Genomic DNA, 13,349 nt, shown 5'->3' with positions numbered 1-13,349 from the left:
CGCCGGAAGTGCGCGTGTCGTGGCGCTGGGCCCATGCCGCCGCACTTTGTACGGCAGCGTGCAGACGAGACGCCTTCCCGATCCCATGCTTTCAAATAAATCGGTGCCTGTAAATCGTCCGCCATTGCGGGTTCGTTCACTTACCGAATGAGTGGGTGTTTGTCATGATCCAAGTGGTGATTTCCGACGCGCATGCTGTCATGCGGGCGGGTGTGCGCAGCGTCCTCGCGGAGGTCGACGACGTCGATGTCGCCGGTGAAGCGACAGATGGGGCCGGCACGCTCGAACTCGTGCGCGCTGTGAAGCCGCGCGTGTTGTCACTCGGATTGACGATGTCCGGTATTCACGGGGTCGAACTCATCAGGCAAATCAAGAAGGAGCATCAGGATGTTCGGGTGCTCGTTCTGACGGCACATTCCGCGCAGACCCATGCGGTGCGGGCTTTCAGGGCGGGGGCTTCGGGATTTCTTCCAAAGACCTGCTCAAAGTCGGATCTGATCGATGCGGTTCGAAAGCTTGCCGATGGCGGGGTATACGTAAGCACGATGGTGGGCGATCTGCTAGCGCAAGTCACTAACGGCGACGGTGAGGCGTTCGCTCATCATCGTCTGACTGCTCGGGAGTTCGAGGTCTTGGTTGGTTTGGCATCCGGACAATCAATTGCGCAGATGGCAGGGAGCCTGGACATCAGCATCAAAACGGTCAGCACGTACAAGTCGCGCATTCTGGAAAAACTGGACCTGATTAATGATTCAGACATGATTCGCTTTGCGCTACGTCACCAGTTGCTGGATCTTGGTGACAACATTCTCGGGTAGCCATGGACCCGGTTTGCAAGCGATCAAGCAGGTCATGGACTGGACAAGAGTCGCGTCGGAAAGCGAACCTCCGCTGTCTCGGCACCAGGATGTCGGCAAATGCGCTCTCATGTGTCTTACGACAGTCTGCGGTTGATCAGCCGCGGGGCCAACAGGCGCCATCCGATCGCTTCGACGCCACCGATACCCAAGCGGATCGTTGGTCTCAGGCCGCTTGGGCGATAGGGGCGCATGCTCGATCGAATCCGAGATATCTGTCGCTATGCGTCAGGCGTCCTTGTCGAGCCACCACGGCTTCGCTGCCCGCTCGACCAGATAGTAGTCGAGCGACTTGCCAACGAGCCATTTCGGGCGCGGATCGTGGCCGGACCACGTCTTACCCGACGACGGGCCATGGTATTTCGCTGGCACTCGGGTCCTGCGCGTCGTGACATCCGGTATGAAAAAAATGCGCCAAAGGGCGCTGCCGGTGATGCCGTCACGCTGGAACACGTGCTCGCGTTGGAAAAATCGACGATCAAGCGAGAGCGACAACGCGGAAGCGCCGAGTCAAATCGGCGCGGCCCCTACGGCGCACCCGACATCGAGCTTGGACACCACGGTAAGCGTTGCAGCTTCGATGCGTTTCTCGACAAGCGCCAGATGGATGTCCCGGCGCTACTCAAGCTCGTCGAGATCGTGCGCGGTACCGATCTATTCAAAACTGTTGTTCGTAGTTGAGCAACACGTGCTCGGGATGCGTTTCTCCATTTTGGGTGATCAACAGTTCGATGTGGTAGGTCCCTTTCCAGCGCGCATCGAACACGTTCCCGTATGTGATCGCACCACCCTCCCGCGCTGGGTCCAGCTGTATCGTGACAGCCTTGGAATGCACCCGGCTGGCCTCGCTGCGAGGTCCTTTAACGACGGCAACGACGTGTGCATCTTCGATGCGCTTTCCTGTCGATTTGTCAAAGAGCGCGACCGTCAGCACGTATAGGTTCACGTTGTGTATTGCTTGCGGGCTGCTGCGGGTCGGCGCCGAGGCTTGGCTCGTCGGGACAACCCCGTAGTGGATCGAAAGATCGTGGGTCGTCACGCTGCGCGTGAGATCGTCCGCATAAGCAGCCGATACGTTGCCAAACAGCATAAGCAGCAAGACGAGCAGGATCGAGTTAATTCGCAGTCGCATCGGGATCTCCTCACTGACGCACAGCTCGCAAGTCCGTGAGCGGAGTGCCCAATCGCTAAGTTTTATGCTGGAGCAGAATGAAGATATAGGCTTGATGCAGATCAAGCCCCGTCGGCTATGCGCCGATTCGGTCGCAGCATCTACTGCATTTTCTTCTTCGATTGAACGTTGCTTGGGGAAATTGAGGAGCATTACCGCAGTCTATCGCTCACGCTTCGAATCATTCGGCTGACGAGCTTTGCTTTTCGGAACGTACGGGCAGGCGAATGACGTCGACATGTCCCGGTAGATCGCCGGCCACGTCGCTCTCGGCGTACGAGAAATACAACACGACGAGACGCTTTATATCGAGAATACGAATTACGTGTATCGATCGAAATACGGGGTCTACCGATTCGTCGAACACTTGTGCCTGTTGCGGCACATGCGCCGTAGCCGCGAGTGTTCCGACTTGATGGCAGGACACTGACGATTCGCCGTTGCCATGTTTGTCACGGAACCCGGGGCGTTGACCGCTTGTATGCGGTTCCGAAACGAAGCACGTCACCCCCTTGAGCAGCGGATCGTCGTACGCGGAAATTCCGATATGGATCCCGTAGCGCTGAGAGTGAGTAGGTATGCGCGCCAATTCTTCAGCAGTGGCAGTTGGCGCGGCGAGCATCGCAAAAGCCGTGGAAGCAATCCACATGGTTGTTCGTAGCGTGATCATCGCGGGAGTCCTAAACTAATCATCAAGCTCGTTTCGCCCGTTGTTTGCGGCGCTGAGGCCGATTTGATAACCAGATTAGGTTGCTGCGCGCGTCGATCGCTTGATTTGAGTCAAGGTCGAACTGGAGGGCGGCAGGATGCTTGTGGCGAGAGCAGCGAGATTCGTATGTGTAATCTCCGCGGCCTTCCCGCATAGCGCGTATCCGAGCGATAGCGGATGCAAAAGATGCCATGTGCAATCGGAGATGATCATGTGGACCAGAATCGTCGGTGCGCTGTGCACATCGATATGCCTTCTTGCCATGGCAACGAGTGCCTTTGCCGATTCGGTGTTGACGCCGGTCGAGCACGACGGGGTGACGTATGTGACGGGCGGCATCGGTGCTGACGAGGCAAGTGCGTTTCGCGAAGTGGCCTCCCGTTATAACTTGCGGATGACCTTTGCATCGAAGACAGGTGAGTACCTGTCCGACGTGGATGTCGAGATCTTGGAAGGAGCGCGGCATGTCCTCACGGTTCGGACGACGGGGCCATTCCTGTATGTGCGTCTGCCAGCGGGTCGCTACACGGTATCGGCACGCGATCGTCATCTTGACGAGACGAAGCAGGTCCGTATCGATTCTCATCGAGCCGTTGATGTCAAATTTTACTGGGAAGATCCTGATCGGCACGATGTCATGCGTCTTTGCACAGGGTGCGCAAAGACGGGCCGGCATATTGTGCGATGACGCTGGTCAGATCTGTTCTGACTGTCGTGGCTGGCAATAGCGCCTGGCGAACCCGATACCGGCTGCGTCGAGCCGTCGATGCGGCAATCGTCGGTCGGGTTCCTCCAAGTGTTCGAATCGATCGAGCAGGTTGCAGTACGACATCGCGCTGACCACCGGACGCCTGGACGTTAAGAATCCGGTAAGGAATCCGCCCGAACATGAACGCATCGCTCAGGAGAATCACGATGCGGATATCCCATTCATTTCGCGCGCTTTGCGACCCTTGCCTTTGGGTTGCGATGCTGGTTGCCGCCATTGCCAGCGCACATGCCGAAACGCCAGCGCAGTTGCTGAGCGGCTATACAGCGCAGGCAGGCGCGGGCGCAATGCCGTCGCGAGGTCAACAGTTCTTCACGTCTCGACATGGGCGCGACTGGAGTTGCGCGACCTGTCATGGCAGCACGCCGACCGGCCCCGGCCGGCACGTCGTCACTGGCAAGGCCATCGAGCCGCTCGCTCCCGCGTTCAATCCCGCCCGGTTCACTGACGGGGCCAGGACGGAAAAATGGTTCCGCAGAAACTGCAAGGACGTCGTTGGACGCGAATGCTCGGCGGCCGAAAAGGCTGACGTCCTCAGTTGGCTCATGAGCCTGAAACCCTGACGGTGAACGGCCATGAATAGCGTTGATTCGACGATCTCGGTGCGCAAATTCGTTTGCCTGAGCCTTGTCATGATGCTGCTGCTGCCGCGCGCGGCGCCGGCGGAAGAGGAGATGCGGGGTGCCGCGATTCCGTTGCTGCCCAAGTACAAGCAGGAGTGCGCGACCTGCCATATCGCCTATCCGCCCGGGGCGCTGCCTGCCGAGTCATGGCGCCGCATCCTGAACGGTCTCGATCGCCATTTCGGCACCGATGCGACGTTGGATGCGGCAACGGTCGGGCAACTGGAGACCTGGCTGACGGCACACGCGGCGACGGGCTCCGCGGCTCGCCGTCCGCCGGAAGACAGGATTACCCGATCGTCGTGGTTCATCGCCACCCACGATGAAGTCCCAGCGTCGTTGTGGCACCGCCCCGCAGTCAAACGGCCGTCGAACTGTGCCGCGTGTCATACACAAGCAGACAAAGGAAATTTCGATGAACGATTCATCCGCATCCCCGGTACAAGGTGAACCGGAGAAGTCGCGTCCCGCACGGATACTGGTTTGGGACGCACCGCTGCGCGTGTTCCACTGGCTTTTGGTCGTTGCCTTTGGCGGCGCATGGCTTACCGCCGAGAGCGAACAATGGCGGCTGATGCACGTCGCGTTCGGGTACACGATGCTGGGGCTCGTTGCGTTTCGCGTCGCGTGGGGCCTTGCCGGCACGCGTCATGCGCGGTTCTCTTCGTTCGTGCGTCCGCCGGCGACCGCTTTCCGCTACTTGCTGAGCCTTGCTAAAGGCAGGCCTGAACATTACGTCGGCCATAATCCGGCCGGCGCGGTTGCGATTGTCGCCATGCTGGCGATGACGGTTGTCACCGGGGCGACCGGCTGGGCGGCCTACACGGGCACCGGCGAATCGTTCGGTGATTTCCATGAGGGTGCGGCGAACATCATGCTCGCGCTCGTTGCGGTACATGTCGTCGCCGTTCTCGTCAGCAGCGCCGTTCATCGCGAGAATCTGGCCGGTGCGATGGTGACCGGCTACAAGCGCGGGGCGCCGATCGACGGCATCCGGCGTGCATGGTGGGGGATTGCAGCCATCATGACAGCAGCGGTGATCGGCTGGTGGTGGACACAATGGCGTGCGACACCGCAGCCCGTACCGGCGGACCGGCCCGTCGCGACGGACACCAACCGTCCCGCGAATGGGGCGGGCCGGGATGACGATTGACGGCCGCAGGCGGAGTGCATCATCGTGCGTATCCTGCTCGTGGAAGACGACGTCCTGCTCGGCGATGGAATCCGCGCCGGATTGCGCCAGCAAGGGTTCCAGGTCGACTGGGTGCGCGATGGCGACGCGGCTCAGCGCGAGCTGCGCGCGCATGTTCATGCCGCAGCGGTTCTTGATCTCGGTTTGCCGCTCGCGGATGGCATGGATGTCTTGCAACGCATTCGTAGCGACGGTATTGCCTTACCGATCCTGATTCTTACTGCGCGCGATGCCGTGCCCGACCGCATCAAGGCGCTCGATGTGGGGGCCGACGACTACGTGATCAAGCCCGTAGACTTATACGAGCTCGGTGCGCGCCTGAGAGCGCTGGTTCGGCGCTCCCATGGCAGACCGACGGAGCGGCTCCAGGCGCAGGACGTCGAACTGGAGCCCGCGTCGCGAACTGCGCGCCGCGCCGGCGTCGCCGTTGCGCTGTCGACGCGCGAGTTCGACCTGCTGCATATCCTGATGCTGAATGCCGGTCGGGTCCTGTCGCGCGAGCAGATCGAGCAGTATCTGTACAGCTGGGGGCAGGAGGTGGAGAGCAACGCCGTCGAGGTGCACATACATCGTCTGCGTACCAAGCTCGGCAGCGAGCTGATCCGGACCGTGCGTGGCGTGGGTTACATGCTGATGCGGGACGGCGAATGAAAGCCATGCTGCCCGCGCGCTCGTTGCATGGCCGGCTGCTGACGCTCGTGCCGGCCGTGGTCCTCGGCGTCTGGCTATCGACGCTGATGCTGACCTGGCTTGATGCTCGGCGCGAGATTGACCAGTTGCTCGACGGCCACCTCGCGCAGGCGGCGGCACTGCTCGTCGCGCAACAGGCGCGAGGGCCGGATGACGACGACAATGCGATTGACGCGCCGATCCTTCATCCGTACGGGCCCCGCGTGGCATTTCAGGTGTTCCATGACGGGCGGCTCGGCCTGCACTCCGAGAATGCGCCGTCGATGCCGATGGTGGCTTCCGAACTGATCGGGCGCGATCGCGCTTCCGGATTCTGGACCGTCGTGATCGACGGGGCTGCGTGGCGGGTCTTTGTGGTGCGCGGATTGCGCGACGATGTTCAGGTGTTCGTGGGCGAACGAATCGATTCACGCAAAGCGATCCTGGGCGCCGTCATGCGAAGTGCATTGTGGCCGATGGCGGCTGCCTTGCCGTTGCTGGTGCTGGCCATCGGCTGGGCGGTACGCCGCGGCACGGCGCCGCTGCGTGATTTTGGCCGAGCACTGGCGAAACGAAATCCGCAGGCGCTTGACACGATTCAACTGGATCGGACGCCGCTGGAGATGCGGCCGATGCTGGATGCACTGAACCGCCTGTTCGAACGGATTCGTACCGTACTGGACGCGGAACGCCGATTCACTGCCGATGCGGCTCACGAGTTGCGCACGCCGATTGCGGCCGTCAAGGCACAGGCGCAGGTTGCAATGGCAGAGCGAAACGACGAGCGGCGGCAGCATGCACTGCGGGGCGTTCTCGAAGGGTGTGATCGAGCGGCACGTCTGGTGGATCAACTCTTGTTGCTTTCGCGTCTCGATGCGGGCGCACTGGCGGATCGGGCGCCGGTCGATGTTTCGGTCCTGGCGAAGCGGGTGGTCGCGGAGGCAGCGCCACTGTCGATCGGGAAACAGCAGAAACTGGAACTCAATGCGCCATCGCCGTGTATCGTCGGCGGCAACGAAGCATTGCTCGCGTCGATGGTGCGCAATCTGGTCGACAACGCGATTCGCTATAGCCCGCCGCGGGCGCATATTGTCGTTTCGGTGTACCGACAACAGCGGCGCACCACGCTACGGGTCGAAGATGGCGGCCCGGGCATTGGCGACGTCGACCTGCGCAGACTGGGTGAACGGTTCTTTCGGCCGGCGGGAACCCGGCCGAGTGGGAGCGGCCTTGGATGGTCGATCGTGCGGAGAATCGCATCGGCGCATGATGCAGACATCCAGATCGATCGATCGCCCACGCTTGGCGGACTACGTGTGATCGTTTCATGGCCGGATGCTGACGAAATCGATACGGCACCAGGTTAGCCGATCGTGTAGGTCCAGCCAGGCAGGACGAGTTCTACGCGTTGCCGGAGATCTTGGGAGCGGCCAGAGCAGCAGTATCGGCGCGTTCGGCACCGGACGCGCCGAACCATGTGATCATTGGCTGGCCGCGCCGGTTCCGGGACCGCCAGGTTGGCCGTGCATGTAGCCCATGCCCATGCCTTGCCCCCGATGCATGCCTTTCATATGGGGGGGAACGTCCGGGAGCTTGATGCCACGTGCTTTTGCTCGCTTCTGCATTTCGGCGTGGTGTTCGTCACGTATTTTTTCGCGCTCGGCGTCCGACGCCGCCGCGAGCATACGAGTACGGTATTCATTCCGTTCGGCCGGCGTCATCAGCTGGCTGCCGTAAATCATGCCTCCTGCCTCACTTGCCGTACTGCGAGCGGGCTGACGTGGCTGGGCATCGGCAAAACTGGACGTCATCGCGACTGCAACGCCGAGCAGGCAAGCAACGGTGAACATATTCGTTCTGGACATGGAAGTCTCCAAACCATTTTCGTGTATTCAACCGTATAGAGAAGGGCGGGAGATCCTTTGTTTCAGATCAAGTGCCAGCGAGTGACCGTCAATACTATCGAACGCATGCCGGGGATCACGTTGTGGTCAAATGTGCGCCGAACCGTCGATGATGCATGCTGCTCGTGCGCTAATGGCGTTCGACGAAATTACGCTGTGAACGTTTGCGCCAGAACAGCATGCGTCCTTGCCCCGTGTTCTCGACTTGCTGACATGCCATGACCGGTAAGCACGCGCCGATCCGGTTCGCTCAATCCTTGGAATGTGACACGGATCGTGACATCAAAAAACAGCGATGAATTCCCGGAGATCGTTGCGGAAGCGACGCCAGCGGCGGCCGTGGCAGCCACTCGAAGCACCTGGGTGAGCGTCGCGGTGAATCTCGTGCTTAGCATCGGACAGGTGGCGATAGGCGTCCTGTCTCGATCGCAAGGGCTCGTTGCAGACGGTATTCATTCATTGTCCGATTTGCTCGCGGATTTCGTCGTCCTGGTGGCCAGTCACCATTGCAGGAAGCCCGTTGACGCAAAGCATCCGTACGGACATCAGCGCTTCGAGACCGGCGCATCGCTTGCACTTGCATTGATCCTGCTACTGGTCGGTGGCGGGATGCTCTGGTCCGCGATACAGAAACTGGAACATCCGGAAGCAATCCAGCGCGTCCACGCGGTTGCTCTATGGGTCGCGGTTATTGCGCTTATCGCGAAGGAAAGCTTGTTCCGTTACATGCTTGCGGTTGCAACGCGGGTGAAATCGAGCATGTTGGTCGCCAACGCATGGCATGCGCGCTCGGATGCCGCGTCCTCTCTGGTGGTCGCGTTCGGCATCGTCGGCAATTTGCTCGGTTACCCGCTCCTTGATCCCATTGCCGCGCTGATCGTCGGCGGGATGATCGTGAAAATGGGCGTTACTTTCGGTTGGGACGCACTGCACGACTTGATGGATCGATCGGCCGACGCCAAAGATGTGCAGGCGATCCTCGCGACGCTACGTACGACACCGGGCGTGCTCGACGCGCACGACCTGCGCACGCGAAAGACGGGCGATCTGATCCTCGTCGACGTGCATCTCGACATCGACGCCGATCTCACCGTTGCTCAAGGGCATGACATCGCTGTCGACGCGCGTGCTCGCGTGATGAGACATCATCGTGTTCTGAACGTGATGACGCACGTTGATCCCCGCAAGCGGGAAAGCGTCACCGAAATCGCGTCGGAAATGCGGGGTGCATAGACAAGAAGGGGCTGCCGGCACGTTCGTTCGGAATGCTGCCTCGGCGGTGGATCGGTGCAGCTTGGTTGCGCGTTTGCCCGCCACACGCTCCCGGCGCGCCCGCTCATATCACCCCGGGTTGCCCGGACGACGACCGCGTCGAAACGTCAATCGACGTTCGTTGACGAGTGCACGCCAATTGAGCTTCATCAACGCGAAGACCAAGCCGAGCAATACCAGTTGCGTGACGACGAAGTATCCGCCGAGGTAAGCGCCTTCGAGCTGAGATTCCACATCTAGCTGGGTCGACGCAAAGCGGCCGAGGAGCGCCCAGATCGCATAGGTCATCGTGCGGCCGATGAAGAACGCCGCAGCAATGATTTTGAGCGGCAACCCTGAGAGCCCATACGCGATGAAGAGATAGTTCGATGGAAGCGGGCTCAACGCATAGAAAAAGAATGCGCTGGCGGTCAGCGTCTTGTGTTTCCGCAGCCAGTGTGTGGCGATGTCGATATTCTCGCGATCCGATTCCCGTATCCAGCGGGACCGGACGAGCGACCTCGCGAAGGTAGCCAGAATGACGCGCCCCGTTGTCGCTGCACCAGCCGCGACGACAGCAAAGATCAACGGATTTCCGGCAGGCAGATTGAACCCGACCCACGACATCGCCATCCAGGTCGGAGGGGCGAACGCCGGTATGAGATTCAGCAGAAGAATCACCAGGAACAGCACGGCCAGCGTTAGCACGATATCGACTCCAGGCCATCCGGCATCACGATTCCATTTTGCTGACGAAAGGAGTCGACGGCTTGACTCACGTCAAGCAACGCGGCGTGCCCGCATTTCGCCGGAGGCGCGTCGTCCTGACCCAGGTCAAGCGTCGGACGGAGGCGTTTCCTAGACTGATGCAACGCCTTCCGCGACCGGATTCGGGTTCACCGAACACGTCCATGCACGGGGATCTGAAATATCGTCATGTCTCGAATTCCGTGGTCTATCGATTTCATGTTGCTGGTCTTTGCGGCCGTTACGCTCGCCGGAGGAGGCATGTGCGTTGCGTTCGGCCTGCCTTCACTCGCGCGAGTCGTCTGGTTGCTCGGAACGTTGCCGGTCTTGCTCGCGTTGACCGTATCCATCGCAAAGGCCGTCTTGAAGCGGCAGGCCGGCATCGATGTTCTCGCGTGGCTGGCGATCGGGCTGGCGATGGCGCTCGACGAGACGCTCACTGCCGCCGTCATTGCATTGATGCTGGCCAGCGGACGTACCCTCGAACAGTATGCGCAAGATCGCGCGCAACGCGAGATGACCGCGCTGCTCAGCCGTGCGCCCCGGCGGGCAATCCGATTCGAGAATGGTGAATGGCGTTCTGTCGCGCTGGAAACCATCCGCCCCGGCGACCGGCTGCTCGTGCGAAGCGGCGAATTCGTGCCGGTCGACGGCACGCTGACCGACAACGCGGAACTGGACGAATCCATGCTGACGGGCGAGTCGTCGACCCAGCGGCGAGGCTCCGGGGAGCTCGCATGCAGCGGCGTGGTAAACGCCGGCGCTCCGTTTGAAATGGTCGCCCGCGCGACGGTCGGCGACAGTACATTCGCCGGCATTGTCCGGATGGTCGAGAGTGCGCAACGCGAGCGCAGTCCGGCCGTCCGTCTTGCGGATCGCTATGCGGCATTCTTCGTGCTGGTTTCGCTGCTGATCGCGGGTATCTCCTGGCTGGTGACAGGCGAGGTTGCGCGCGCGCTTGCCGTGCTCGTCGTAGCCACGCCATGTCCGTTAATCCTCGCGGTGCCGGTAGCAATCGTTTCCGGCATGTCGCGCTGTTCGAAGCGAGGCGTTCTGGTCAAAGGCGGAGGCGCGCTGGAACGTCTTGCGCAAGCGACGATTCTCTTCTTCGACAAGACAGGGACGCTGACGGGAGGCCGGGCGCGCATCGTTTCGATCGAGTGCGGCCCGGATGTCGAAACGCACGATGTGCTGCGTTTCGCGGCATCCTTGGCGCAAGCTTCAGGGCATGTCATCTCGGATGCGTTGACGGTCGCGGCGCGCGAACGCCACGTCGACCTTTCTCCGCCGTCGGCCGTCAACGAAACGGCCGGCGAAGGCGTGACGGGCCAGGTCGACCATCGGACCGTCGCAATCGGCAAGTTCGAGTACGTATCCGCCCGTTCGGCCGTTGTGCCCTGGAGCGACGCCTTCCTTCGGCGGGTCGGCAGCCAGGGCGGGGCCGCTGTATTCGTCGGGGTCGATGGCGCGATGATCGGCGCAATTCAAATGGCCGACCAGGTGCGGCTGGAAACGCCGAGGGCATTGCGGCTGCTGAAACGCGAGGGCGTCAAGCGTCTCATCATGCTGACCGGCGACCGGCGGGACATTGCGGAAACCGTTGGCGAACTGTTGGGCGTAACCGATGTCCGCGCCGAGCAAACGCCAACGGACAAGCTTGCCGCAATTCGGGCAGCTCGCAAGGAGGGCGTAGTGATCATGGTGGGCGACGGCGTGAATGACGCGCCAGCGCTGGCGGCGGCCGACGTCGGTATTGCGATGGGTGCGCGCGGGGCGGCGGCGTCGTCGGAAGCGGCCGACGTGGTACTGCTGGTGGATCGGCTGGATCGACTCGTGGACGCGATGCGTATCGCCCGGCAGTCGCGCCGGATTGCGCTGCAGAGCGTGGTGATTGGCATGTCGTTGTCTGTCGCCGCCATGACGATTGCTGCGTTGGGATTCCTGCAGCCGATCGCCGGTGCGGTGATTCAGGAGGTCATCGACGTCGTCGTCATCATCAATGCGTTACGGGCGTCACTTGCGCGCCCGATGTTGACGGAGGCTCGCCGCGCCGACATCGACGTCGAAAAACTCAAGAGCGAGCATTCGGCATTGGCGCCGCTGATGGATCAGATCAGGGATCTGGCAGATCGCATACCGAAGCTATCCGGCGCAATCATGGCGAACGAACTCGCTCATGTAATCGACTCGCTGGACGAACGGCTCCTGCCTCACGAACAATCCGACGACCTCGACGTCTACCCGCGTCTCGCGCCACTTCTCGGTGGCGAGGACCCGCTCGCGGCGATGAGCAGCGCGCACCGGGAGATTTTCAAGATGGTCCGGTCGCTCAGGCAGATGGTCGCGGACATGTCGGATGACGGACCGGACGCGATGCAGATGCAGGCAGTACAACGCTTGCTGTACGGGCTGGAAGCAATCGTGCGCCTGCATTGTGCTCAGGAGGAGGAACTGTTCCACGCGGTCGGAACGGATGCGTGACAAAAAACGCGTCACGCACGAGGCGCATTCACGAGAAGGACAGGCGTCTTCGTGATCCGCGCGACGCGGCCGGCAACGCTACCGACAACCCAGCCCGCGACGCCTCGCCGCCCATGGGTGCCCATGACGATCATGTCCGCATTCCATTCGATGGCGTCGCGCACGATTACCTGGGAAACGTCCGCGCCGGTTCGATCCGTTTGAAGCAGTTGTGACTGTGAGTGCACGGTTACGCCATCGAGCATGGCCGTGGCTTCTTGCAGCGCCTGATTTCCTTCGTTGATCAATGCGCCCTCTATTGTCTCGACAGGTACGAAGTCGCCCAGCGATACGGCGCGATCCTGTACGTAGATCGCGCGTAACTCGGTGTCAGGTCTCGAGAACTGCAATCCGGCTCGCAATGCGTGGAGCGCCAGGGGACTTCCGTCAACGGCAAACAGGATCCGCTGCGGCAGATGCTTGGCAGTCGAGACGAAACTTTCCGGAACGATAAGCAGCGGGCAACGAACAAGTCTGGCCAGCGGACCCGAAACCGTTCCTTCAATCCATCTGCGCAAGCCATGGTGCTGATGTGCACCGACGATCAGAAGTTCGGCCTGGCGAACTTCCGTGCTCTCGATCAGCGCACGCACGATATCGCCGCCATGCTTGGACAGGTCGATTACTTCGGTGTCGATGTCGATATCGTCGCGCTGCATTTCGTTTTTGGCGCGTGACACGGAGTCGGATGCGTCTTTAAGCAACTCGTTGCGCGCGGCTTCGAGAAATGACGTGGCCTGCGATCCGAGCGGAACGAGCGTTCGCGGATTTTCCGCAATACTCACGATGTGTACCGACGCATTCGATGGAACGATGTGTCGTGCATAGGCGACTGCACGGTCGGATGCAACGGAGCCGTCGATTGCGATCAGCACCCTTTGGAGAGGAGCCCCTGCCTGGAAGGTTGAAGTGCTGGTGCCCATGAGTGTCTCCCGGT

Annotated in this window: 15 protein-coding genes and 1 pseudogene; 10 read left to right on the top strand and 6 right to left on the bottom strand. The window is 61.1% G+C overall.

The genetic code is table 11. The features are described from left to right. Positions 1-164: 164 nt before the first annotated feature. The gene (locus OEJ37_RS22100) at positions 165-818 is read left to right on the top strand and encodes a response regulator transcription factor (RefSeq protein WP_263345637.1); all 654 of its coding nucleotides are present in this window, start codon (positions 165-167) and stop codon (positions 816-818) included. Between the two features lie 267 nt (positions 819-1,085). Here the strand turns inward: OEJ37_RS22100 and OEJ37_RS22095 are convergent, their stop codons facing one another. Continuing rightward, the gene (locus tag OEJ37_RS22095; RefSeq protein WP_411859279.1) at positions 1,086-1,229 is read right to left on the bottom strand and encodes an H-NS family nucleoid-associated regulatory protein; all 144 of its coding nucleotides are present in this window, start codon (positions 1,227-1,229) and stop codon (positions 1,086-1,088) included. A 153-nt stretch (positions 1,230-1,382) separates the two neighbouring features. Here OEJ37_RS22095 and OEJ37_RS22090 point away from each other — a divergent pair. Beyond that, a pseudogene (locus OEJ37_RS22090) lies at positions 1,383-1,511 on the top strand (chromate resistance protein ChrB domain-containing protein); the annotation flags it as partial. A 4-nt stretch (positions 1,512-1,515) separates the two neighbouring features. Here the strand turns inward: OEJ37_RS22090 and OEJ37_RS22085 are convergent. Both OEJ37_RS22085 and OEJ37_RS22080 read right to left on the bottom strand, forming a co-directional pair. After that, positions 1,516-1,989: a hypothetical protein gene (locus OEJ37_RS22085; protein WP_263345635.1), complete on the bottom strand. Its 474-nt coding sequence runs from the start codon at positions 1,987-1,989 to the stop codon at positions 1,516-1,518. Between the two features lie 220 nt (positions 1,990-2,209). Continuing rightward, positions 2,210-2,677 (bottom strand): CreA family protein, encoded by a 468-nt coding sequence (locus tag OEJ37_RS22080; protein ID WP_263345634.1) that lies wholly within the window; start codon positions 2,675-2,677, stop codon positions 2,210-2,212. A gap of 271 nt (positions 2,678-2,948) precedes the next feature. Between OEJ37_RS22080 and OEJ37_RS22075 the strand changes: the two genes are divergently transcribed. The 6 genes from OEJ37_RS22075 (at position 2,949) to OEJ37_RS22050 (ending at position 7,357) form a co-directional block, all read left to right on the top strand. Next, positions 2,949-3,425 (top strand): carboxypeptidase regulatory-like domain-containing protein, encoded by a 477-nt coding sequence (locus OEJ37_RS22075; RefSeq protein ID WP_263345632.1) that lies wholly within the window; start codon positions 2,949-2,951, stop codon positions 3,423-3,425. A gap of 227 nt (positions 3,426-3,652) precedes the next feature. After that, a complete protein-coding gene (locus OEJ37_RS22070) occupies positions 3,653-4,069 on the top strand; it encodes a DUF1924 domain-containing protein (protein ID WP_411859282.1) in 417 nt (138 codons plus the stop codon). Between the two features lie 12 nt (positions 4,070-4,081). Beyond that, positions 4,082-4,579 (top strand): diheme cytochrome c, encoded by a 498-nt coding sequence (locus OEJ37_RS22065; protein WP_263345629.1) that lies wholly within the window; start codon positions 4,082-4,084, stop codon positions 4,577-4,579. Continuing rightward, positions 4,545-5,282 carry a cytochrome b/b6 domain-containing protein gene (locus tag OEJ37_RS22060; RefSeq protein WP_263345627.1) on the top strand — a complete coding sequence of 246 codons (738 nt, stop codon included), beginning with the start codon at positions 4,545-4,547 and terminating at the stop codon, positions 5,280-5,282. The genes OEJ37_RS22065 and OEJ37_RS22060 overlap by 35 nt, the downstream gene beginning before the upstream one ends. A gap of 24 nt (positions 5,283-5,306) precedes the next feature. Further along, positions 5,307-5,972: a winged helix-turn-helix domain-containing protein gene (locus OEJ37_RS22055; protein WP_263345625.1), complete on the top strand. Its 666-nt coding sequence runs from the start codon at positions 5,307-5,309 to the stop codon at positions 5,970-5,972. A 5-nt stretch (positions 5,973-5,977) separates the two neighbouring features. Then, a complete protein-coding gene (locus OEJ37_RS22050; protein ID WP_263345797.1) occupies positions 5,978-7,357 on the top strand; it encodes an ATP-binding protein in 1,380 nt (459 codons plus the stop codon). A 114-nt stretch (positions 7,358-7,471) separates the two neighbouring features. On the opposite strand, the gene OEJ37_RS22045 is transcribed toward OEJ37_RS22050, so the two are convergent. Next, positions 7,472-7,855 carry a hypothetical protein gene (locus OEJ37_RS22045; protein WP_263345623.1) on the bottom strand — a complete coding sequence of 128 codons (384 nt, stop codon included), beginning with the start codon at positions 7,853-7,855 and terminating at the stop codon, positions 7,472-7,474. A gap of 315 nt (positions 7,856-8,170) precedes the next feature. Between OEJ37_RS22045 and OEJ37_RS22040 the strand changes: the two genes are divergently transcribed. Then, on the top strand, positions 8,171-9,127 hold the full coding sequence (locus OEJ37_RS22040) for a cation diffusion facilitator family transporter (RefSeq protein WP_411859278.1): 957 nt from the start codon (positions 8,171-8,173) through the stop codon (positions 9,125-9,127). 108 nt (positions 9,128-9,235) lie between these two features. On the opposite strand, the gene OEJ37_RS22035 is transcribed toward OEJ37_RS22040, so the two are convergent. Next, on the bottom strand, positions 9,236-9,853 hold the full coding sequence (locus OEJ37_RS22035) for a hypothetical protein (protein ID WP_263345621.1): 618 nt from the start codon (positions 9,851-9,853) through the stop codon (positions 9,236-9,238). A 228-nt stretch (positions 9,854-10,081) separates the two neighbouring features. On the opposite strand from OEJ37_RS22035, the gene OEJ37_RS22030 reads away from it, so the two are divergent. Continuing rightward, positions 10,082-12,373 carry a heavy metal translocating P-type ATPase gene (locus OEJ37_RS22030; RefSeq protein WP_263345619.1) on the top strand — a complete coding sequence of 764 codons (2,292 nt, stop codon included), beginning with the start codon at positions 10,082-10,084 and terminating at the stop codon, positions 12,371-12,373. A gap of 11 nt (positions 12,374-12,384) precedes the next feature. On the opposite strand, the gene OEJ37_RS22025 is transcribed toward OEJ37_RS22030, so the two are convergent. After that, positions 12,385-13,335 (bottom strand): universal stress protein, encoded by a 951-nt coding sequence (locus OEJ37_RS22025; RefSeq protein ID WP_174416855.1) that lies wholly within the window; start codon positions 13,333-13,335, stop codon positions 12,385-12,387. Between the last annotated feature and the right edge of the window lie 14 nt (positions 13,336-13,349).

The organism is Burkholderia sp. BKH01 (assembly GCF_025685725.1).
Lineage (GTDB): Bacteria > Pseudomonadota > Gammaproteobacteria > Burkholderiales > Burkholderiaceae > Burkholderia > Burkholderia pyrrocinia_C.
The sequence above is the reverse complement of the archived record's forward strand: the minus strand, read 5'-3'. Positions and strand labels throughout refer to the sequence as shown.

Excerpts from the sequence above, each read along its gene's own strand:
- OEJ37_RS22100 (WP_263345637.1), top strand. The coding sequence starts at position 165 with ATGATCCAAGTGGTGATTTCCGACGCGCATGCTGTCATGCGGGCGGGT.
- OEJ37_RS22085 (WP_263345635.1), bottom strand. The coding sequence starts at position 1,989 with ATGCGACTGCGAATTAACTCGATCCTGCTCGTCTTGCTGCTTATGCTG.
- OEJ37_RS22080 (WP_263345634.1), bottom strand. The coding sequence starts at position 2,677 with ATGTGGATTGCTTCCACGGCTTTTGCGATGCTCGCCGCGCCAACTGCC.
- OEJ37_RS22075 (WP_263345632.1), top strand. The coding sequence starts at position 2,949 with ATGTGGACCAGAATCGTCGGTGCGCTGTGCACATCGATATGCCTTCTT.
- OEJ37_RS22070 (WP_411859282.1), top strand. The coding sequence starts at position 3,653 with ATGCGGATATCCCATTCATTTCGCGCGCTTTGCGACCCTTGCCTTTGG.
- OEJ37_RS22065 (WP_263345629.1), top strand. The coding sequence starts at position 4,082 with ATGAATAGCGTTGATTCGACGATCTCGGTGCGCAAATTCGTTTGCCTG.
- OEJ37_RS22060 (WP_263345627.1), top strand. The coding sequence starts at position 4,545 with ATGAACGATTCATCCGCATCCCCGGTACAAGGTGAACCGGAGAAGTCG.
- OEJ37_RS22050 (WP_263345797.1), top strand. The coding sequence starts at position 5,978 with ATGCTGCCCGCGCGCTCGTTGCATGGCCGGCTGCTGACGCTCGTGCCG.
- OEJ37_RS22045 (WP_263345623.1), bottom strand. The coding sequence starts at position 7,855 with ATGTCCAGAACGAATATGTTCACCGTTGCTTGCCTGCTCGGCGTTGCA.
- OEJ37_RS22030 (WP_263345619.1), top strand. The coding sequence starts at position 10,082 with ATGTCTCGAATTCCGTGGTCTATCGATTTCATGTTGCTGGTCTTTGCG.
- OEJ37_RS22025 (WP_174416855.1), bottom strand. The coding sequence starts at position 13,335 with ATGGGCACCAGCACTTCAACCTTCCAGGCAGGGGCTCCTCTCCAAAGG.